At 61.1% G+C, this 20834-nt stretch carries 17 protein-coding genes; 13 read left to right on the top strand and 4 right to left on the bottom strand.

Translation table 11 applies throughout. The features are described 5' to 3' along the window. Positions 1-29: 29 nt before the first annotated feature. From PQG80_RS15430 to PQG80_RS15385, 10 genes are all read left to right on the top strand, one after another. Positions 30-1697 carry a VWA domain-containing protein gene (locus PQG80_RS15430; RefSeq protein WP_271752319.1) on the top strand — a complete coding sequence of 556 codons (1668 nt, stop codon included), beginning with the start codon at positions 30-32 and terminating at the stop codon, positions 1695-1697. A 30-nt stretch (positions 1698-1727) separates the two neighbouring features. Further along, positions 1728-2867 carry a toxic anion resistance protein gene (locus PQG80_RS15425; RefSeq protein ID WP_271752281.1) on the top strand — a complete coding sequence of 380 codons (1140 nt, stop codon included), beginning with the start codon at positions 1728-1730 and terminating at the stop codon, positions 2865-2867. 135 nt (positions 2868-3002) lie between these two features. Beyond that, the gene (locus PQG80_RS15420) at positions 3003-3980 is read left to right on the top strand and encodes a sugar ABC transporter substrate-binding protein (protein ID WP_271752280.1); all 978 of its coding nucleotides are present in this window, start codon (positions 3003-3005) and stop codon (positions 3978-3980) included. Then, on the top strand, positions 3977-5422 hold the full coding sequence (locus PQG80_RS15415; protein WP_271752279.1) for a sensor histidine kinase: 1446 nt from the start codon (positions 3977-3979) through the stop codon (positions 5420-5422). The genes PQG80_RS15420 and PQG80_RS15415 overlap by 4 nt, the downstream gene beginning before the upstream one ends. Continuing rightward, positions 5415-6965: a response regulator gene (locus PQG80_RS15410; protein ID WP_271752278.1), complete on the top strand. Its 1551-nt coding sequence runs from the start codon at positions 5415-5417 to the stop codon at positions 6963-6965. The genes PQG80_RS15415 and PQG80_RS15410 overlap by 8 nt, the downstream gene beginning before the upstream one ends. A 2-nt stretch (positions 6966-6967) precedes the next feature. After that, positions 6968-8095 (top strand): D-xylose ABC transporter substrate-binding protein, encoded by a 1128-nt coding sequence (gene xylF / locus PQG80_RS15405; protein ID WP_271752277.1) that lies wholly within the window; start codon positions 6968-6970, stop codon positions 8093-8095. A gap of 835 nt (positions 8096-8930) precedes the next feature. Next, a complete protein-coding gene (locus PQG80_RS15400) occupies positions 8931-10037 on the top strand; it encodes a sugar ABC transporter substrate-binding protein (protein WP_271752275.1) in 1107 nt (368 codons plus the stop codon). A 98-nt stretch (positions 10038-10135) separates the two neighbouring features. Next, positions 10136-11656 (top strand): ATP-binding cassette domain-containing protein, encoded by a 1521-nt coding sequence (locus PQG80_RS15395; RefSeq protein ID WP_271752274.1) that lies wholly within the window; start codon positions 10136-10138, stop codon positions 11654-11656. A gap of 12 nt (positions 11657-11668) precedes the next feature. Continuing rightward, positions 11669-12844 carry a sugar ABC transporter permease gene (locus PQG80_RS15390; RefSeq protein ID WP_271752273.1) on the top strand — a complete coding sequence of 392 codons (1176 nt, stop codon included), beginning with the start codon at positions 11669-11671 and terminating at the stop codon, positions 12842-12844. 761 nt (positions 12845-13605) lie between these two features. After that, positions 13606-14199, top strand: a complete 594-nt coding sequence (locus PQG80_RS15385; protein ID WP_271752272.1) for a DUF2087 domain-containing protein — start codon at positions 13606-13608, stop codon at positions 14197-14199. 74 nt (positions 14200-14273) lie between these two features. Here the strand turns inward: PQG80_RS15385 and PQG80_RS15380 are convergent, their stop codons facing one another. From PQG80_RS15380 to PQG80_RS15365, 4 genes are all read right to left on the bottom strand, one after another. Continuing rightward, a complete protein-coding gene (locus PQG80_RS15380) occupies positions 14274-15266 on the bottom strand; it encodes an LLM class flavin-dependent oxidoreductase (RefSeq protein WP_271752271.1) in 993 nt (330 codons plus the stop codon). Positions 15267-15368: 102 nt separating this feature from the next. Beyond that, positions 15369-15677, bottom strand: coding sequence for a spore coat protein (locus PQG80_RS15375; protein WP_271752270.1), 309 nt, complete (start codon positions 15675-15677; stop codon positions 15369-15371). A gap of 13 nt (positions 15678-15690) precedes the next feature. After that, complete coding sequence (locus PQG80_RS15370; RefSeq protein WP_271752269.1) at positions 15691-15879, bottom strand: spore coat protein; 189 nt, start codon at positions 15877-15879, stop codon at positions 15691-15693. A 108-nt stretch (positions 15880-15987) separates the two neighbouring features. Beyond that, on the bottom strand, positions 15988-17163 hold the full coding sequence (locus PQG80_RS15365) for a trans-sulfuration enzyme family protein (RefSeq protein ID WP_271752268.1): 1176 nt from the start codon (positions 17161-17163) through the stop codon (positions 15988-15990). A gap of 112 nt (positions 17164-17275) precedes the next feature. On the opposite strand from PQG80_RS15365, the gene PQG80_RS15360 reads away from it, so the two are divergent. The 3 genes from PQG80_RS15360 (at position 17276) to PQG80_RS15350 (ending at position 20785) form a co-directional block, all read left to right on the top strand. Next, positions 17276-17620, top strand: coding sequence for a YojF family protein (locus PQG80_RS15360; protein ID WP_271752267.1), 345 nt, complete (start codon positions 17276-17278; stop codon positions 17618-17620). A gap of 22 nt (positions 17621-17642) precedes the next feature. After that, on the top strand, positions 17643-18302 hold the full coding sequence (gene bshB2, locus PQG80_RS15355) for a bacillithiol biosynthesis deacetylase BshB2 (RefSeq protein ID WP_271752266.1): 660 nt from the start codon (positions 17643-17645) through the stop codon (positions 18300-18302). A 173-nt stretch (positions 18303-18475) separates the two neighbouring features. Then, the gene (locus tag PQG80_RS15350) at positions 18476-20785 is read left to right on the top strand and encodes a helix-turn-helix domain-containing protein (RefSeq protein ID WP_271752265.1); all 2310 of its coding nucleotides are present in this window, start codon (positions 18476-18478) and stop codon (positions 20783-20785) included. Positions 20786-20834: the final 49 nt, after the last annotated feature.

Raw genomic sequence — 20834 nt, 5'->3', positions numbered from 1 at the left:
GCGATGCATTGAGGAGCGGCAAAAAGTTCATGATCGTAACGGGCATTATCCTGGTCGTCGTGTTCGCGATCGTCTACATCGGCGTCAGCGTATCCTCCAACTGGGGCAAGTCCGACAAGCAGGTAGCCACGGAGGACGCGGGCAAACGCCTGAACAAGCTCTACAACAATATCTACGTCACGACGGAGACGCCGGTCAAGGGACAGATCGACCTCGATCCGGTGGACCTGGCCTCCTCCCTTCCCGATATTGCCAAGTTTCCAATCGCGGTGGACAGCACGACCGCCGACTTCGCGGAGATCTTCTCCTCCACGGAGAAGTCGGGCACGGGCAATGACGGCTGGCTCACGGACGTCGCGAGCGACTTTAACAAGGCGAACATCAGCGTGAACGGCAAGACGGTCTCGGTCAAGCTGCGCAATATCGCTTCCGGCACGGCGGCGGATTACATTCGTTCGGGCAAATACGTGCCGGATGCGTTCACGCCGTCCAACGAGCTGTGGGGCGAGATGGTCAAGGCAAGCGGGGTCAAGACCCAGCTGATCGCCAAGCGCCTCGTCGGCAACGTGCCCGGCATCGTCATCTCGAAGGCGAAGCAGGACGCGCTCGTGCAGAAGTACGGCTCGGTGAGCGTCAAGACCGTCACCCAGGCGATCGAAGCGGGCGAATTCTCGATGGGCTATACCGATCCCTTCGCCAGCTCGACCGGCCTGAACTTCCTCGTGACCGCGCTGCAGACGTTCGACGGCTCGAACTTGCTCAGCGACAAGGCGGTCCAGGGCTTCGAGAGCTTCCAGGCCAACGTGCCGTTCATCGCTTCCACGACGCTGCAGATGCGGGACGCCGCCAAGTCCGGCGCGCTCGACGGCTTCGTGCTCGAGTACCAGACCTACGTCAACGCCGCGGACCTGAAGGGCGGCTATGCGTTCACCCCGTTCGGCGCGAGGCATGACAGCCCGCTCTACGCACTCGGCAATATCCCCGCGGCCAAGCTCGAGATCGTCAAGAAATTCGCGGAGTTCGCGGCGCAGGCCAAGTATCAGGACGCCGCCAAGAACAAGGGCTTCAACGGTCTCGAAGATTACAAACCGACGCTCGGCGCCGTGGACGGCAGTCTCCTGATCGCCGCGCAGAAGGTATGGAAGGAAAAGAAAAACGTCAACAAGCCGATCGCTGCGGTGTTCGTCGCGGACGTCTCCGGCAGCATGGACGGCGAGCCGCTGAACCGGCTCAAGGAATCCCTGCTCAAGGGGCAGAAGTATCTCGGCCGGGACAACAGCATCGGACTCGTCTCTTACTCCAGCGACGTCAAGATCAACCTGCCAATTGGCAAGTACGACACGAACCAGCAGTCGATGTTCGTCGGCGCGGTCGACAGCCTGCAGGCGGGCGGCAGCACCGCGACCTTCGACGGCGTCGTCGTGGGACTCAAGCTGCTGCAGGATTACATGGCGACGACGCCGAACGTCAAGCCGCTCATCTTCGTGCTCAGCGACGGCGAGACCAACGTGGGCCTTAAGCTCAAGGAGATACAGGGCCTCATCGAGAGCTACAAGATCCCGATCTATACGGTAGGCTACAACGCCGACATCAAGGCGCTGCAGAGCATCTCGAGCATCAACGAGGCCGCGAGCATCAACGCCGATACGGACGACGTCGTCTACAAGCTCGGCAATCTGTTCAACGTACAAATGTAAGCCACATCGTCAGGGGAGAGTGAGCGCGAGATGTCATTTACGATGGAAGTCCCGAGCCAGGAACAGATCAAGGTCGCGATCGAAGAGGAAGTGAAGCCGGTCCCCGAGGAAGTCGCCAAGCTCAAGGAGATCGCCGACAGCAACGTGAACGCGATCATGTCGCTGGATATCGACTCGCTCGACAAGCGCAAGGATATTCTGCAGTCGATCGATTCCTTCGGCATGGGTACGATGCGTTCCTCCTCGGAAAAGAACCAGCTGCTGCAGATCTCCGTCGGCAACCTGTCCAAGACGGGCGATGACGGCGGCCAGGTCGCCAAGGGACTCTCCGAGCTTAACATCCAGCTCAAGGACCTCGATCCGAGCGCCGTCGACTTCGCCAAGCGCGGGCTGCTCGGCAAGCTGTTCAACCCGCTGCGAGCCTACTTCATGCGCTACGAGAAGGCGGACGCCGTCATCGCCGATATCATCGTCTCCTTGGACAAAGGCAAGACGACGCTGAAAAACGACAACACCACGCTCGAGATCGAGCAGCAGACGCTGCGCGACCTGACCAAGAAGCTGCAGAAGGAGATCGAACTCGGCACGCTCATGGACGCGTCGATCGAGCAGCAGGTCGAAGCGGCCAAGACGCGGGGCGAGGATCCCGAGAAGATCCGCTTCATCACCGAAGAGGTCATGTTCCCGCTGCGCCAGCGACTGATGGACCTGCAGCAGATGCAGGTCGTCAACCAGCAGGGCATCATGGCGATCGAGGTCGTCGTCCGCAACAACAAGGAGCTCATCCGCGGCGTCGATCGCGCCAAGAACGTGACCGTATCCGCGCTCAAGATCGCGGTCACCGTCGCGAGCGCCCTCTACAACCAGAAGATCGTGCTCAAGAAGATCGAGCTTCTCAACCAGACGACGAGCGAGCTGATCGCCGGCACCTCCCGGATGCTCAAGGACCAGGGCGCGGCGATCCACAAGCAGTCGCTCGAGGCCAACATCTCCGTCGATACGATGAAGCAGGCATTCACGGACGTGCTGTCGGCGCTCGATTCGATCAGCGTCTACAAGCAAGAGGCGCTGCCGCGGATGCGCGATACGATCAACCAGTTCCGCGAGCTGGCGGATACCGGGGAGAAGCAGATCCAGCATCTCGAGCGAGGCAACAAGCTGGGGTTATAATCGAATACCAAGCGCCCGGCCTCGTCTATCGACCATAGACGGCCGGGCTTTTTTGCGTCCGCCGCGCGTTGCCGCTTGATCTTCCGTTCGCCTCTGCTATGATGTAGCTAGTCCATTGGAAACGGAGTCATTCGCTTGCGCAAATCGTTATTGATCCTGATCGGCGCGCTGTGCGCCGTCTTATTGTACTTTACGGCCCAGTCCGCGGACCGCGTATTCCGCTCCGAGCGGCAGCTGCCGCGGACGCCGGTCGAGCAGCAGGCCCGGTATCGTCTCGTCCTCATCACGCAGGAACTGGAGACCCCGTTCTGGGACAAGGTCGCAGCCGGCGCCAAAGCGGAAGCGCTTGCGAGCGGCGCGGCGATCGAGGTGTGGGGCAGCTACGGGAAGGACCAGGAAGACTTTCTCAAGAAGCTCGAGATTGCCATCGACGCCAAGGTGGACGGCATCATCGTGCAGGGACTGGATTCGGATGCGTTCAAAAACCTGACGAAGGTGAAGGCGGCCTTCTACGGCATCCCCGTCATTACGGTCGGGAGCGACGTGCCGATGGTCGACAGCCTTAGGCGCACCTACGTCGGCTCCGATCAATACGCCGCGGGCGGGCTGATCGCCAAGCAGCTCATCGCCGACATGGGCAAATCCGGCACGGTGATCCTTCTAGGCGATAGCCGCGAGGAATATTATCAGCAGCAGCGGCTTAAAGGCATCTATGACATCTTGAAGGCATATCCCGGCGTTAAGACCGCGTATGCCGAGACCGCGGATACGCGCGAGCAGGTCATCGCCACGACGCAGGATATGATGAACCGCCTGCCGGACGTCGATGCTTTTGTCGCAGTGAACGCCAACATCGCGGCCGCGATGATTCATGAGATCGGCAGGCGCTCGCAGGTCGAGCCTTATGATATCTATTCGTTCGACGACAGCCCGGACAGCCTGCCGCTCCTCGAGCAGGGCAAGCTCGACGGCGTGCTCGAGCAGTCGCCCGACAAGATGGGGAGGGCCGGCGTGAACCTCATGGTCAAATGGCTGAGCGGAGAGGTCATGCCGCTCAATACGGACGGTTATCCGACCGAGATCAAGATGCTCAAGCTGAAGGAGGCGCCATGACCAGCATCCAGCGCAAGATCTGGACGCTCGCCGCCATCGTCTTGTTCATCATGGTCGCGATCTGGACGACGCTGACCTATTACAACCAGAAGACGCAGGATCAGTACAACGACATTTTACAGCGATACTTGCGCATGAACGAGGTGACGAATGCGAGCCAGCAGACGATCACCGCGCTCAACAACTACCGGCTCAAGCCGACGGCGGCCAACCTCGGGCTGCTCGACCGGAGCAAGGAGCAGCTGCGCAAGGCGCGGATGGACGTGATGACTCTCCGGAACGCGGACAACGACTTCGCGATCGCCAACTACATGAACCTGATCGACAGCCTCCTCGAGACGACGGACCGCTCGCTGCTGTTTCAGACGGAAAAGGAGTCCGAGGATTCGGAAAAGGCGTTCTCCGAGGCGACGCGCGTCTCCAAATACATCTCCGAGATGACGCTCACGCTCATCGATACGGAGCTCAAGACGTACGACCGGTTCTATCGCGGCATCATCGAGCAATCCGCGGAGCTCAAGAAGCTGGGCGTCTGGCTTCTTCTCACGATCACGCTGCTCATGCTGCTGTTCACCTACGGCTTTTCCCTGAGCATCACGCGGCCGATCCAGAAGCTAACGCAGGCGGCAAAGGAGCTGTCGCGGGGGCGGTTCGACCTGAAGGTGGAGGTCAAGTCCAACGACGAGATCTCCTTCCTGGCCAAGATGTTCGAGCGCATGCGCATCAACATCAACAACCTGATCTCCGAGATCCAGCAGAAGGCGCAGCTCGAGCGCGAGCTTCAGCAGAACAAGCTGCTGCTGCAGGAGAGCCAGCTGCGCAGCCTGCAGAGCCAGATCAATCCGCACTTCCTGTTCAACACGCTCGACACGCTGTCCAAGAAGGCTTATCTCGAGGGCTCCGAGGAGACGAGCGACCTGCTCGCGAGCGTGGCCGGCCTGCTGCGCTACAACCTCAAGCGGCTCGACCGCTCCGTCACGCTGTACGAGGAAGTCAAGGTGCTGCGCCAGTACATGGAGATCCAGAAGGCGCGGTTCACCGACCGGCTGCGGTTCGAGGCGGATATCGACGAGACCTGCCTGCACGTCCAGATTCCGGGCCTCACGCTGCAGCCGATCGTGGAAAACGCGGTCATCCATGCGGTCGAGCCGAGCGAGGAGGGCGGTACGATCCGTTTCCGCATCATTGATGGGGAGCAGCGCGTGAGGATCGAGATCTCGGACGACGGGCCGGGCATGACCGAGCTCAAGGTCAGGCAGATCCTCGAGGCGCATCCGGTGGAGACCGAGGGGCATTCGACGGGCATCGGCTTCAGCAACGTCGTCACGCGGCTCCGCCTTTTCTACGGCGTGGACGACGTCATGGAGATCGCGAGCGGTCCCGAGGGCACGACGGTCGTCCTTCTAATACCGAAAACAAGGAGATTCGATAGCGATGACTAGGCTCTTGATCGTGGACGACGAGCAGATCGAGCGGGAGGGCCTGCAGGCGATCCTGCAAAAAGGGTATCCTGAGCTCGACATCGCGCAGGCGAAAAACGGGAAAGTCGCCGTGGAGATGGCCGCGGAGCTGCGACCCGATCTTATCCTGATGGACATCAAGATGCCCGGCATGAACGGCATCGAGGCGATCGAGCGGATCGCCGAGCTGCTGCCCGACGCCAAGTTCGTGATGGTCACGGCTTACGATACGTTCGACTACGCGCGCCAGGCGATCAAGCTGGGCGTCAAGGATTACCTGCTCAAGCCGAGCAAAGCAAGCGAGATCGTGGCGACGGTGGGCAAGGTGCTGGAGCAGATCGAGGAGGCGCGGAGGTCGGCCGAGGCGAGCAAACGGCAGGAGGACGCGCTGCGGAAGGTGCTGCCGGTCATCGAGGCCGACATCGTGACGCAGCTGCTGTTCGATCACGTGCACGAGGTGCATCTGGACGAGCTGCTCGGATGGCTCGGCGCGAGCGCTGGGAGCGAGCCGTTCGCGATGACGGTGCTGCTGCCGCAGGGCGCGGAGAGCTTGTACGCCGCGATCCGGGAAAAAGCGAGGCAGGCGGGCGGCGGCTGGGTCGGCGCGATGTACGGACGGCATATCCCGGTCATCGCGTTCAGGGACCCGGCGCGCTCCTACCGCTCGCAGGCGCTCGCCGTCGCGCGCGATCTCCTGTCGGTGGCGGACGCGGGGCCGCACGGCGTCGGCGGCTGGTTCGTCGGCATCGGCGGCGTGTGCGCATCTCTGGACCAGATCCGGCAATCCTATCAGGAAGCGCTCATCGCTTCCTCTGACCCGACGGTGCCGGTCAAGTACCGCTTCTACGCGGATACGCCCGCGCTCGGCATGGCGCGCGAGGGACTGTCCGCCAAGCAATGGGAGCGGCAGTTTTTCGATCGCGTCCGGCTGGGGCAGTGGGCGCAGATCGAGACGGACGTCCAGGAGATGCTGGGACGGTGCGAGAGCGAGGGGACGGATCTGCTGCTCGGACAGCAGCGTGCCCTGGAGCTGCTCTGGCTGGCCTCCCGCGTGTTGCTCGAGATGGGCGTGGAGACCGAGACGCCGCTCTTCGCTTATCAAGCGCGGGATTACCGGCAGCTGCGCGCCGAGTCCGCGCTGCTCCTCGGCCGGATGCGGCAGGCCTTCGAGGCGCACCAGGAGCGGATCAAGCCGGATGCGATCCAGCAGATCAAGCAATACATCTACGAGCACTCTCACGAGGATATCTCCCTGGAGGCCATCGGCAAGCGGGTGGGGCTCAGTCCTTTTTACATCAGCAAGCTCTTTAAGGAACAGCTCGGCGTGAACTACATCGACTACCTCACCGAATGTCGCATCGAGAAGGCGAAGAAGCTCATGGGCGATCCGGAGCGCAGCCTGAAGGAGATCACGTTCGAGGTCGGGTACCACGATCCGAATTACTTCAGCAAGGTGTTCAAAAAGATGTGCGACGTGTCGCCGACCGAATACCGCAAGACGCTGCTTGGCAAAAGGGGATCTTGAAGATGGCGGTCAAAAGGGGAATGGCGAAGCATGCGGCGCTGGCGATACTGTCGGCGATCGTGCTGTCGCTGTCGTGCCTGCTGGCGGGATGCAGCGGGGGCGGCGAGGCAGGGAACGGACCGGCGTCATCCGCCTCGCAGGGAGCGGGCGGCGGTGCGGGCGCGTCCCCGGACCGGAGCGGACCGATCAAGATCGGCTTCGCGATGGACACGCTGCTCGAGGAGCGCTGGCTTCGCGACCGCGACTTGTTCAAGGCCGCGGCGGAGGCGCTCGGCGCCGAGGTCGTCATCGCGGCGGCGAACGGGGACGACGCCAAGCAGATCTCGCAGGCGGAGACGATGATCGGCGAGGGGGTGGACATCCTCGTCATCGTGCCGCACAACGCGGCGGCCACGGCGGCCATCGTCAAGCGCGCGCACTCGTCGGGCATCAAGGTGCTCGCCTACGACCGGCTGGTCAACAACGCGGATATCGACCTGTACGTATCGTTTGACAACGAGAAGGTCGGCGAGCTTCAGGCCGAGGCGATCCTGAAGCAGGTACCGCGCGGCAAGTTCGTGTATATCGGCGGGGCCGATACGGACAACAACGCGCATATGTTCAAGCAGGGCGTGTTCAATGTGATCCAGCCCCTAATCGACAGCGGCCGGATCCGGGTCGTCTACGACCAGTGGAGCAAGGACTGGCTGCCGGCGAGCGCGCTGGCCAACATGCGGGCGGCGCTCGAGGCCAACGGCGGCCGCGTCGACGCGGTCATCGCGGCCAACGACGCGACGGCGGGCGGCGTCGTCCAGGCGCTGGCGGAGAAGGGGCTGGCGGGGCGTATCCCCGTGGCCGGCCAGGACGCGGACTTGGCCGCCGCGCAGCGGATCGTCGAAGGAACGCAGACGATGACCGTCTACAAGCCGATCCAATTGCTCGCCGAGAAGGCGGCGGAGCTCGCATTTAAGCTCGCGCGCGGGGAGGACCCCGGCGCGGACCGCAAGGTCAACAACGGCAAGATCGAGGTGCCGTCCGTGCTGCTCTCGCCGATCGCCGTCGACAAGTCCAACATCGACGAGACGATCATCGCCGAGGGCTTCCACTCGCGGGAGGATGTGTACAAGAACGCGAAGCAGGCGGACCGCTAGCGGTCTTGGAGAGATTGCGCGCAGAAAGGCGCCGGGGCGATGCCCTGGCGCCTTTCTGCGCATGCGTCTTGGTTGAATGGTTGAGAAGATAGCCCGAAATGGGGCTATGCGCGGTGGGGAAGTCTGAGGCTGCTGCTGGCGCGGGACTGGAGGTCGGAAGATAGCGCAAAATTGCGCTATTCTCTGGGATGAAGTTGGCTTCGGGCAGACGCAAGGTGCCGACGATAACAGAATAGCGCAAAATTGCGCTATTCTCTGGGTTGAAGTTGGCTTCGGGAGGACGCATGGTGCTGACGACGACAGAATAGCGCAAGATTGCGCTATTCTCAGGGGTGAAGTTGGCTTCGGGCGAACGCATGGTGCCGACGACGACAGAATAGCGCAAAATTGCGCTATTCTCGGAGTGGAAGTTGGCGGCTGCGGCGGTTACGCGATGAGGCGGCGACCGAATAGCACAGATTTGCGCTATTCTCTGGGTGAGTCTTGGTCGGGGACACATAAAACGTGCGGTTCTCGCCCGCCCCCGCGCCTGCCGGTGCCGCACAGGCTTCATTTCGCCTCACGCATCCCGCGCCACCCGCGAATCGCACCATACTTGTGCGGTCGCGCACATCGCCTCGCCGTACCTCCGCCGACCATATCCCGCTAAGTTTCTCTTTCGCCCCGCGCCGCACCCAACCGCACGAGCAACGTGCGGTTTTTCGTTTTCCCCCAGGATAAAAATTTGCAGGCGGTCGTAAAAGAGTGCTAGCGATAAGCGCTTTCACGTCGCTTGTCCGGTGCTATAGTTGGTCTTGCCAGAAAAACCGACGAGCTCGAAAGGGGATATAACAAGATGAAAAAAGGATTCAAAACGATCGCGCTGCTCCTGGTCGTCATGATGTTCGCGGCGGTCGCCGCGGCTTGCGGCAAGGACGGAGCGGGCAGCAAGGTGAGCGTGGGCATCGTGCTCCCGACGAAGGATGAGACGAGATGGGTGCAGGACGAGCAGCGGTTCAAGGAAGCGCTGTCCGACAGCAAATATACGACGGAAATTCTGTTCAGCCAAGGCTCCTCCGCCAAGGAAAAGGAAAACGTCGAGACGCTGATCAACAAAGGCATCCAGGTCCTCATCATCTGTCCGCAAGACGGCGATGCGGCGGCAGCGGCCATCGAAGCCGCCAAGAAAGAAGGCATCAAGGTCATCTCCTATGACCGCCTGATCACGAACACCGACGCGGTCGACTACTACGTCACGTTCGACAGCGTAGCGGTCGGCGCCGCGCAGGCGCAGTACCTGATCGACCACGCCAAGGGAAGCGGCGAGCCGCTGTACCTGTACGCCGGCGCCGCCACGGACAACAACGCGTTCCTGTTCTTCCAGGGCGCATGGCAAACGCTCCAGCCGAAGATCGCGGACGGCACGTTTAAAATCGCCAACTCCAGCGAAGCGATCGCGCTCAAGGACACGAAGGAGCTGTCCCGCGAGCAGATGAGCAAGATCATCGGCCAAGTCACCACCAACTGGGATCCCAACGAAGCCAAGAACAAAGCGCAGACGCATCTGACCTCCGCGGCCGCGGACATGAAGGGCGACGTCGCCATCCTCGCGCCGAACGACGGCACGGCCCGCTCGATCGCCGACGTATTCGGCTCCGACAAGGCGATCACGAGCTACGTCGTCACCGGGCAGGACGCGGAGAAGGCATCCGCTCAGTACATCATCGACGGCAAGCAATCGATGACGGTGTTCAAGGACGTCCGCACGCTGGTCAAGGACGCGATGGGCATGGCGGTCGACATCCTCGACGGCAAGACGCCCGAGACGACCGGCTCCTACAACAACGGCAAGGTGGACGTGAAGGCGAAGCAGACGGACGTCATCGTCGTCGACAAGGACAACGTCAAGAAAGAACTCATCGATTCGGACTACTACAAAGCGGGCGACTTCACGGGACTCTAATCCCGGCCGGCCTATAGCTTAAAGCGCGGGATCGTGATAGATGCGTCTATCGCGATTCCGCCGTTATCGAATGTCGCTGCGCCTAAGGAGTGAAGAGAATGAGCGACTATATTCTAGAGATGAAGAGCATCACCAAGGAATTCCCGGGCGTCAAGGCGCTCACGGACGTCAGCTTCAAGGTTGAACGGGGCGAGATCCACTGCCTCATCGGAGAAAACGGAGCGGGCAAGTCCACGCTGATGAAGGTGCTGAGCGGCGTTTATCCGCATGGCACGTATTCGGGCGACATCGTGTTCGACGGCCAGGTGCAGGCGTTTTCCAAGATCAGCGACAGCGTCAAGACCGGCATTGCCATTATTTATCAGGAGCTCGCGCTATTCCCCGATCTCACCGTCTACGAGAATATTTTTGCCGGCAATGAAGTGAAGCGAGGCGCGGTCGTCGATTGGAATCGGACAATCGTAGAAGCCAAGCGTATGCTCAAAAAGGTGAAATTGAACGTCAATCCCGAGACGCCGATCAAGGATCTGGGCGTGGGCAAGCAGCAGCTCGTCGAGATCGCCAAGGCGCTCACGAAAGACGTCAAGCTGCTCATCCTGGACGAACCGACGGCCGCGCTCAACGAGAACGACAGCGAGAACCTACTCGAATTGCTTCGCGAACTGAAGGACCAGGGCATTACCTGCATTATGATTTCCCACAAGCTCAAAGAAGTCATCTCCATCGCCGACAAGGCCACCGTCATCCGGGACGGACGCACGATCTGCACGCTCGACGCAGCCAAGGGCGAGATCTCGGAAGGCGTCATCATCAAAAACATGGTCGGGCGCGAGATCGAGGATATCTATCCGAAGCGCGCGAACAAGAAGATCGGCGACACGATTCTCGAGATCCGGGACTGGACCGCTTACGACGCGCCAACGGGCAGAAACGTCGTAAAGAATGCCAATGTGCACGTTAAAAAAGGAGAAATCGTCGGGATTGCCGGCTTGATGGGCTCGGGGCGGACGGAGCTGGCACTCAGCATCTTCGGCAATCCGAAGTCTTATAAACTGCAAGGCGAGCTGCTCGTGGAGGGCAAGCGCCGTTCGTTTAAGCATACGAGCGACGCGATCGAGGCGGGTATCGCCTATGTCACGGAAGACCGCAAGGGAGACGGACTCTTCCTGCTCCAGGACATCAAGAGCAACGTCACCGCCGCGAATCTGCACGGCATCGCCAGAGGCGGCGTCATCAATCAGAACGAAGAGGTCAAGGTCGCGAGCGAGTACAAAAAGTCCATGAACGTGAAGGCGCCTTCCGTCGAGCAGATCGTCGGCAACTTAAGCGGCGGCAACCAGCAGAAGGTATCGCTCGGCAAGTGGCTGTTCGTCGGTCCCAAGCTGCTGATCCTCGACGAGCCGACCCGCGGCATCGACGTCGGCGCGAAATTCGAGATTTACACGATCATGAACAAGCTGATCGCCGAAGGCATGAGCATCATCATGATCTCCTCGGAGCTCGGCGAGGTGCTCGGCATGAGCGACCGCGTCTACGTCATGGCCGAAGGCAAGATCAAGGGCGAACTGCCGATCGAGCAGGCCAGCCAAGAAAAAATCATGGAGCTTGCCACGCAATAGGAGGTATCATCGATGAATTTCTTCAACGAAGCCAAGTCGCTCATCAAAGTCAACATCCGCGAATACGGCATGTACATCGCGCTGTTCGTGATCATGCTGACGTTCTCCATCATGACGGACGGCTTGTTCATGTCCTCGCGCAACATCAGCAACCTGCTCGACATGACCGGCTATACCGCCGTGCTCGCCGTCGGCATGACGCTCGTCATCGTCATCCGGCACATCGACCTGTCGGTCGGATTCGCCGCCGGCTTCATGGGCGCGATCGCCGCGATCATGCTGTCGGACTGGGGCGTGCCCGTCTATATTACGATTCCCGTCATCCTCGTGCTCGGCGTCGTGATCGGCATGTTCAACGGCGTGCTGGTCGCCTCGGTCGGCATCCCGGCGTTCGTATCGTCGCTCGCGGCGATGCTCATCTTCCGCGGTGCGCTGCTTATGGTCACCGAGAAGAGCGGTACGATCATCGTCAAAAACGAGCACTTTAACGCTCTCGGCAATGGGTTTATCCCGTCCTTGGGCGAAGTCGGCGGCCTCAGCGTGTTGTCGCTGATCCTGGGCGTCGTCGTCATCGCGCTGTACGTTTACTTTGAATTCGCGAACCGCCGCAACAAGCTGAAGTACGAGTTCGAGGTCGTCTCGGGCGGCATCTTCGCGGTTAAGCTCGTATTCGTATCCGCCATCATCGCATATATCACGTGGATCATCGCCGGTTACAACGGCTTCTCCTGGACCGTCGTCATCATGCTGGCCGTCGTATTGATCTACCACTTCCTGACGACCAAGACGGTGCTCGGCCGCCACATCTACGCGGTCGGCAGCAACCCGGAAGCCGCGCATCTGAGCGGCATCAGCGTCAAAAAGATCACGTACATCGTCTTCGGCTCCATGGGCATGCTGTCCGCGTTGTCCGGCATCTTGTATACGGCCCGTCTCCAGTCGGCGACGACGACCGCGGGTACGCTGTTCGAGCTCGACGCGATCGCGGCCGCCTATGTCGGCGGCGTGTCCGCGGCCGGCGGCGTCGGCAAGGTCACCGGCTCCATCATCGGCGCGATCGTCATGGCCTCGCTGACGAGCGGCATGAACCTGCTCGGCGTCGGCATCTCGTACCAGTACATGATTCGCGGCGGCGTCCTGGCCGCGGCCGTTATCTTCGACGTTATGACGCGCAAGAAGAGAGCGTAAGAAGAGATTAGGAAGAGAGCGTAGGAACGAGTTAGTGGGAGCCGTCCCGGCCAGCCGCGCAGTGAGCGGGGGTTGGGGCGGTTCTTTGCTGTGTGCGCAGTGGGGCGTTAGCGTTACCACTGGACGGAAACGTTCTATCCGAGACAACTTCGCCGCATCGCACCGCTGTGACATGCTCGTTGTTCCCATCTGAGACTACTTCGCCATATCTCCTCGCTGTGACATGCCCGTTGTTCCTATCCGAGACAACTTCGCCGCATCGCACCGCTGTGACATGCTCGTTGTTCCCATCTGAGACTACTTCGCCATATCTCCTCGCTGTGACATGCCCGTTGTTCCTATCCGAGACTACTTTGCCGTATCGCCCCGCTGTGACATGCCCGTTGTTCCTATCCGAGACTACTTTGCCGTATCGCCCCGCTGTGACATGCCCATTGTTCCTATCCGAGACTACTTCGCCGTATCGCCCCGCTGTGACATGCCCATTGTTCCTATCCGAGACTACTTCGCCGCATCGCCCCGCTGTGACATGCCCATTGTTCCTATCCGAGACTAATTCGCCGTATTACCCCGCTGACCGGCTTATCTGCGGAGCCTGATTAATCCTGCCCTGCCTAACAACCCCTGCAGCCACCAGCATCCAAGGAAATCGCGCAAATTTCCCTCCGCGAATTGACGCTGCCCTTAAATTAGATTAATATCTAATTAGACTATAATCTAATTGCTTGCGGCCACTATTTTACTCTGAAGGAGGGACCCCCATGCAACTCGACAAGGTCGTCGCTTATCACAAAGCGCTGGCGGATCCGACGCGGCTGCGGATGCTGATCTTGCTCGCCGGCGGGGAGCTTAACGGGCAAGTGCTGGCGGAGCGGCTGCATCTGACGCCGGCCACCATTACGCACCATGCGGCCAAGCTGCGGGAAGCCAGCCTGATTCATGAGCGAAGGGAGAAGAATACGATATTTTTCTCGCTGAACGACTATTTTATCAAAAATAACGCGGAGGCGGCCATTGCGCTCATTTACAGAAGTAAAGAAGGGGAGGATGGGGAAGTGGAGCATCAGGCGGAGAAGCGGCAGCTTCAGGATACGGTCGTCAAGAACTTCTTCGCGGCCGACGGCAGACTGAAGAGCCTGCCCGCACAGCTCAAGAAGAAGCTGATCGTGCTGGAGCACCTCGTCTCGAAGCTGGAGGCAGGACGCAAGTATGAGGAAAAGGAAATCAACGCGTTCATCCAAGGCTACCACGAGGACTATGCGACGATTCGCAGGGAGTTCATCATGCATCAGTTCATGTTCAGGGAAAACGAGGTGTACGAGTTAAATCCGCGGGAGCTATGGACGAAGGTGTGACGCGGAGCGGGAGCGGCGAGCGGGGTTCGTAAAAGTGCAGCCTCAACCCGCGCCGCCCCAAGTCTGCCGTGAGGCTACAGCAGCTCGCGCGCCAACAGGCGAAACACGTTCAGACGCGAAGCCTGGCTGTGCGGCGTGCTGTTGATCATGACCTCGTCGAAGCCGTACAGCTCCCGATCGCGGAGGAGCATGTCGGCGACCTCGCGGGGCGTGCCGACCAAGTGGAGCTTGCGGTTCTCGCGGATGATGGCCTGGTCCGTCTCGGACAGCGGATGATCGCGCGCTTCGTCCGGCGTCATGACCGGCTGCAGCGAACCGCGCGTCAGAGACAGCCGCAGCAGGTCGATCGGCTTCGCGATGTACTCCGCTTCTTCCCGCGTCTCCGCGACCGTGGCCGAAAAAGTCACGAGGATCAGCGGAGCCGGCATGAAGTACGACGGCTCGAAGTGGTCCCTGTAGGCGTCGAAGATCTCGCGCGACATCTGACCGTTGAAGAACTGCGCGAACGAATAGCCGACGCCGAGGCGTCCCGCCCGGACGGCGCTGTTGCCCGTGGAGCCGAGCAGCCAGGCTTCGGGCAGCGGCACGTCGTACGGAGAGGCCAGCAGCCCCTCGTACAGCGGGTCCTGCGGCGCCCGGTCACGGATCAGCTGCATCGTCGTCTGCAATTTGTCGTACAGGTCGCCTGGGTGATGCGGCCGGCCTTCGGCGAGCGCGCGCGTGGAGAAGTGATCGCCGCCAGGGGCGCGTCCCGCGCCGAAGTCGATGCGTCCCGGTGAAAAGGCGCTGAGCGTCTTAAACACCTCGGCCAGCTTGAGCGGCGAATAGTGCATCATCATGACGCCGCCGGTGCCGATCCGGATGCGCTTCGTGAGCGCAGCGAGCCGCGCCGCGATGATCTCGGGCGCGGTGCTCGCGAAGTGGCGCGTATTGTGATGCTCGGCCATCCACATCCGGTGGTAGCCGAGTTCGTCGGCGAGCACGGCGATCTCCTCGGCGTTGCGGAGCGCTTCCGGCGCGCTGCTGCCTTTGACGATAGGGGCCTGGTCCAGAATTCCTAACTTCATTCCCGCACATTTCCTTTCCGATTACCGTTTTCGATTAGCCTTTCCTATACCGTAGCATAACTGCGCCCATAAAAAAAAGCGCCCGCAGGCGCCCCTCCAATGCTATCCCTTGATCAGCGACAACGCGTTGTCGGCCTTCAGCACGTCGCTCTCGACCTGCTTGTCCACGTTGTACGGATGATACATCTCGTTCTCGATCATATAAGCCGCGATCTTCTGGTGCGTCTCGATGGCCGTGTCGAGCTGCGCCCGCAGAATCTTGTGAACCTGGGGCGTCGCGGTCTCCGTCAGCGCGATCGCATAGGACCGTACGGCGGCCTTGGCCGACAGCAGCATGTCCGTCGCGATCGCCAGATCGTCCAGCGGCGCGGTCGCTTTTACCAGCTCTTCCTTTTTCATCGTCGATGCCATGTCGATCACCTCGTTATTGTAGAATGGACTTCAATTCTTCGATCGCCTTGGACGAATTGACCAGATCTTGCTCGATCAGCGCCCTGAGCTTCTCGTCCTGCGCGAATTCCACCATCGCCCGGGCTTTGGTGGCGCACGACGTTTTCAGCGTCAGCAGCTCATGCACCTCCAGCTTCTCGTGCAGCGCCAGTTCCTTTGCCATCGTCATCGCTCCTCCCGTACATGTGTTGCCAACCCGTAATGGGTTGCCACCATGTCACTACCCCAACTCCGCCTAGAGATAAACAGGCACGCGCGCCAATCGCTGCGTTCATGCTTCGCCCAAGGCCGCCTCCAGATCCGCGATGAGCAGTTCGGGCGGCTCGTGGCCGACCGCGATGCGCACGAGCGACTCGGGCATATGCTCGCTGCGGAGCTGTTCCAGGTTGCTGCCGTAGTTGGGCGAGATGATCTGGCTCTCCATGGCGCCCCACGATACGCCGATGCGAATCAGCTTCAGCCGGTTCAGCGTCCGTCGGATGTCCTCGTACGTCCCGTTCTTTAACTCGAAGCTGAACAAGCCGGCATACCCCTTGAACAGCCGGCGGGCCAGCTCGTGCTGCGGGTGCGAGGGCAGACCCGGATGATTCACGCGGGCGACCTCCCGGTGCTCGGACAGGTACTTGGCGACTTCCAGCCCGTTGCGATGATGGACCTCCATGCGGATGTTCAGCGTGCGCAGTCCCCGGATGAGCAGCCAGGCCTCGAAGGGGGCGAGCGAACCGCCGATGAGCGCGTACTCTTCGGTATGCATGCGGTCGATGATGGCTTGGGAGGCGATGACGGCTCCGGCCACGAGATCGTTGTGGCCGCCCAGGTATTTGGAAGCGGAGTGGACGACGATGTCCGCCCCTAGCTCCAGCGGCTTGAGGTAGAGCGGCGTCGCCCAGGAATTGTCGACGATCGTGCGGATCCCCCGCGACCGGGCGAGCGCGGTCAGCGCTGCGAGGTCGGTCACCTCGAACGTGTAGGAGGCGGGGGATTCCATGAGGATCGCGCGGGTCCGGGCGGTGATGGCTTGAGCGACGGATTCCGCATCCGTCGCTTGCACGATCGTATTGGTAATGCCGAACTTGGATAAATATCGGACGAGCGAGACGGAAGTCTCGTAGACGCGGCCCACGAGAATCAGATGGTCCCCGGCCGACAGGCTGCCGAGCAAGGCGGCGGCGACGGCGGCCATGCCGGAAGCGAAGCACTTGCAGGCTTCTCCCCGCTCGAGCGCGGCGATCACCGTCTCCGCGGCCCGTACGGTCGGATTGGTCCCCCGCGAGTAAACAAAATGCTCTTTTTCCCGCGCGGCCGCATCCGCATAATCTTCGTACGTATCGAACAGAAAAGGCGCCGTCTCGAAAATGGGCGGGGAAGCGGCCTTCACGGAACGGTCCAGTCCGTCCTCGAATCTCAGGCCGATCAGCCGGTCGTCATGCACGGATATCGCACTCACCGCTTTCGATCGTTCTTATATATGGAAACAGTATCCGTGAACCGGAGACCGAATATGCGCGCTCTTCTTGACTGTGGTATATTGAATCATAAATAAAGAAGGAGGCGCCGGCATGCTACCGATTCAGACCGTAGAGATACAGAACAGGCTCGATTCGCTCAAGGATCAGGACCTGTACATTCACTTGGAATTGACGACGGGCGCCTACGCGGCCCACAACGATAGCACCAAGCATCCGGCGGCGAACTTTATCACCAACGCGCTCGTGCGCTACGGGATCGGCTCGATCTCGGGCAACGGGCCGTACCGGGTCGGCTTAAAAATGGACAAGGGCTGGATCTACGCGGAGGGGCTGACGCACTACGACGAGACCGATGCGGAGCGCCTGATCATGGCAGGCCACGACAGCTCGGGCAAGCTGGTCGTCGCCCTGCAGTTGAGCCGCGAGCCATTCTGAGTGACAGAGGGGGAAACCACACATGGAATACCAACGCATACTGGTCGTGCTGCCGCATCCCGACGATGAGTGCTTCGGCATCTCGGGCACGCTGGCCAAGCACATCGCGGCCGGGACCCAGGTGACGTACGCGTGCCTGACGCTTGGCGAGCGGGCGCGCAATATGGGCAATCCGCCGTTCGCGAACCGCATCACGCTCCCGCAGATCCGCCGGGGCGAGCTGGAGCAATCCTGCCAGGCGATCGGCATCCAGGATCTTCGTCTGATGGGCTTCCACGACAAGACGCTGGAGTTCGAGGACCAGGACCTGCTGGACCTCAAGATCGGCGAGCTGCTGGCGGAGCTCGACCCGTCGCTCGTCATCACCTTTTTCCCGGGCTTCGCGGTCCATCCGGACCACGACGCGACCGGCGCCGCCGTCGTCCGCACGATCGGCAAGCTGCAGCCGGCGGCGCGTCCGCCCGTGCACTGCCTCGCCTTCTCGCACAATCACCGCGAGTCGATCGGCGAACCGGACGTCTTCGTGGACGTCAGCGGCTTCCTGAAGCAGAAGATCGCGTCGATCCTGTCGCACCGATCGCAGTTCTACGTCCCGCAGCTGTTCGAGAAAAACCCGCACAAAAACCGCGAGGTGCAGGAGCGCTTCGGCACGGAGCGGTTCTGGACGTACAAGTTCGCCTGAGCCTGCTCGGCGTGCCCCGAGGTCGCTTGGGGCGCGCGGAAATAGGGGAAGTCCGGCACGCATGCGTGCCGGGCTTTTTGCGCTGCCTATCAGCCTCCGTCGGCATCCGTTGACAACGAAAAGAGAGAGCGATTATAGTTAGTGCACCAACAGCGATCCGGGAGAGAAGCCTTATGAACGTGTTCCGAACGCTGCGCGCGCGCAAGTTCCTGCAGCGGATTCTCCTCAGCTTCATGTTCGTCGTCGTCATCGTCGCGGTGACCGCTTATCTCCTCAACGTGAACGCCCGCGGCAAGGTTCTGAGTCTGCAGAACGACGCGGACCGCAAGCTGCTCACCCAGATCAACTATAATATCGAGAACATGAACGGCATCGTCAAGGATCTGGCGGTGTCTCTTTACAATGACGACGAGCTCATCTCGCTCAAGGCGGGGGCGGATTACCGGCAGAGCGTCCTCAAGATCGACCGGCTCGACCGGACGGTCGCCGAGTCGCCTTACCTCCACGCCGTCGCTTTTTACAATCCCGGGCAGCAGCGATTCTTCTCCTCTCTGAATCACGGCATCGACAACAACCGCTTGTACGACGTGTTGAGCCTATACCTCAAGGAGCATCCCGACGTGCCGAAGCTGCAGCTGATGCCGCTCGATCTGGACGGCGGGAACGGCATCGACGTGTTCGCCTGTTTCCTCTACGACGGCCCGTCGCTCGGTTCCGTGAACGGCAGCGTGCTGATCCTGACCGTGAAGCCGGGCTGGCTGCTGGACAACGTGAAGGCGCTTAACAAGCTGGCCGACCGGGAAAAGGACCAGCTCCTCGTGACCGACGGCGACGGCCATGTCCTGATGTCGAGCGAACCGATGTCCCCTGCCCAGCTGGCGCTGAAGGACAAGGTGATGCCGCGGATCGCGTCCTCCGCCAGCACGCTGGACGACTTCGTCTACCGCGATGCCGGGAAGAAGTACAAGGTCGCCTACTTGGGCAAAGGGCTGAACAACTGGCGCATCGTCAGCTTGCGCGACTACGACTCGGTGCTCGGCAACGTCAACCGGATGAAGTGGACGGAGATCGGCGTCATGCTGTCCGTCGTCCTGTTCGCGGTGCTGCTGTCCGTGTTCTTGTCCCTGCGGCTGTATCGGCCGGTCGGCCGGCTGCTCAGCCTGATTCCCGGGGACCCGCGGGGAGCCCCCTCGGACAAGGACGAGCTGACGCTGATCGCGGCCAACTACATGGGCATGATGGACAAGCTCAAGGGACTGGAGCGGGATCAGGCGTCCAAGCGCAATATCGCCAAGGTGTATCATCTGCGCAGTCTGCTGAGCGGCAGCGACGCGGTGTCCGAAGCCGAATTCCGGCAGAACCGGGAGCAGTACGGCATCGACATCGCGGAGACCGGCGCGATGCGGGTCGCGGTCGTCCGGCTGGATCGCCGGGAAGCGTTGGCCGCGGCATCGGGCGACGGCTCCGAGTCGCTGTTCGCCTTCGCGATCGCCAATATCGGCGAAGAGTTGCTGAGGCGCGATTACGGCTGCGAATACGTCGACGTCAAAGACGGCCATCTGACGTTTATCGTCAGCGCCAAGGATCAGGGGGGCCTGGAAGAACTCGGCGAGCGGTTCCGGGAGCTGCAGGGGACGATCATGTCGTACTACCGCGTCTCGTTCACCGTCGCGCTCAGCCGGGTCTTCGGCCATTACCGCGAGCTCTCGCGCCATTGCGCCGTGACGCTGAGGCTGTCCGATTACCGCATGGTTGCGGGCCACGGCGCGATCATCGAGCCGGAGTCGATCGAGGCCAACGAACGCAACCCGCAGTACCGGCTGCCGCCCGAACTGGAGAAGCAGCTCATCGAAGGGCTCAAGAGCGGGGACCTGGCGCAGACTACGGAAGCCATCGACGGCTGGCAGCGGGCGATCGGCGCGTTCAGCTTGGAGAATATGTACGCCGCGCTGCTGCAGATGGGGATGACGCTGAGCAACACGCTGGGCGATATCAACCAGTTCAACCTGAACCCGGTATCCGTCGACCTGCACGCGGTCAATCGGCGGCTGGTGGGCACGGAGACGCTGGGCGAGGCCCGCGACGTGCTGCTGTCCGCGGCGCGGGAGATGTTCGAGCAGCGGCAGAGCGGCAAGGAAGACAAGAGCCGGCTGATCGCCGATACGATCGGGGAGATCGTGGACAAGCATTATGCCGACCCGGATCTCAACGTGCAGAAGATCGCCGATATGCTGAAGATGAATCCAGTCTATCTGGGCCAGGTATACAAGGCGCAATCCGGAGAGACGGTGGTCGACCGGATCAACACGGCGCGGCTCGCGCAGGCGAGGCTGCTGCTCGAGCAGCAGGACCTGACCGTGTCCGACATCATGGAGAGGGTGGGCTTCGGCAACGAGAGCTATTTTTACCGGCTGTTCAAGCGCCGTTACAGCGTCACGCCCAAGGAATACAGGCTGAAGTCCGCCATCGAACGTCATACTTAACCTTCGCCCGTCCGGTACGCCGGCGCGGTTTTTTTTTTATCGGCGCATC

The organism is Cohnella rhizoplanae, from assembly GCF_948329515.1.
Classification (GTDB): Bacteria; Bacillota; Bacilli; order Paenibacillales; family Paenibacillaceae; genus Cohnella; species Cohnella rhizoplanae.
Note: the sequence above shows the minus strand (reverse complement) of the source record. Positions and strands in the feature narration are given on the sequence as shown.

What these genes read in the sequence shown, in the direction of transcription:
- PQG80_RS15430 (WP_271752319.1), top strand. Translation starts at nt 30, where the DNA reads ATGATCGTAACGGGCATTATCCTGGTCGTCGTGTTCGCGATCGTCTAC.
- PQG80_RS15425 (WP_271752281.1), top strand. Translation starts at nt 1,728, where the DNA reads ATGTCATTTACGATGGAAGTCCCGAGCCAGGAACAGATCAAGGTCGCG.
- PQG80_RS15415 (WP_271752279.1), top strand. Translation starts at nt 3,977, where the DNA reads ATGACCAGCATCCAGCGCAAGATCTGGACGCTCGCCGCCATCGTCTTG.
- PQG80_RS15410 (WP_271752278.1), top strand. Translation starts at nt 5,415, where the DNA reads ATGACTAGGCTCTTGATCGTGGACGACGAGCAGATCGAGCGGGAGGGC.
- xylF (WP_271752277.1), top strand. Translation starts at nt 6,968, where the DNA reads ATGGCGGTCAAAAGGGGAATGGCGAAGCATGCGGCGCTGGCGATACTG.
- PQG80_RS15400 (WP_271752275.1), top strand. Translation starts at nt 8,931, where the DNA reads ATGAAAAAAGGATTCAAAACGATCGCGCTGCTCCTGGTCGTCATGATG.
- PQG80_RS15395 (WP_271752274.1), top strand. Translation starts at nt 10,136, where the DNA reads ATGAGCGACTATATTCTAGAGATGAAGAGCATCACCAAGGAATTCCCG.
- PQG80_RS15390 (WP_271752273.1), top strand. Translation starts at nt 11,669, where the DNA reads ATGAATTTCTTCAACGAAGCCAAGTCGCTCATCAAAGTCAACATCCGC.
- PQG80_RS15385 (WP_271752272.1), top strand. Translation starts at nt 13,606, where the DNA reads ATGCAACTCGACAAGGTCGTCGCTTATCACAAAGCGCTGGCGGATCCG.
- PQG80_RS15380 (WP_271752271.1), bottom strand. Translation starts at nt 15,266, where the DNA reads ATGAAGTTAGGAATTCTGGACCAGGCCCCTATCGTCAAAGGCAGCAGC.
- PQG80_RS15375 (WP_271752270.1), bottom strand. Translation starts at nt 15,677, where the DNA reads ATGGCATCGACGATGAAAAAGGAAGAGCTGGTAAAAGCGACCGCGCCG.
- PQG80_RS15370 (WP_271752269.1), bottom strand. Translation starts at nt 15,879, where the DNA reads ATGGCAAAGGAACTGGCGCTGCACGAGAAGCTGGAGGTGCATGAGCTG.
- PQG80_RS15360 (WP_271752267.1), top strand. Translation starts at nt 17,276, where the DNA reads ATGCTACCGATTCAGACCGTAGAGATACAGAACAGGCTCGATTCGCTC.
- bshB2 (WP_271752266.1), top strand. Translation starts at nt 17,643, where the DNA reads ATGGAATACCAACGCATACTGGTCGTGCTGCCGCATCCCGACGATGAG.
- PQG80_RS15350 (WP_271752265.1), top strand. Translation starts at nt 18,476, where the DNA reads ATGAACGTGTTCCGAACGCTGCGCGCGCGCAAGTTCCTGCAGCGGATT.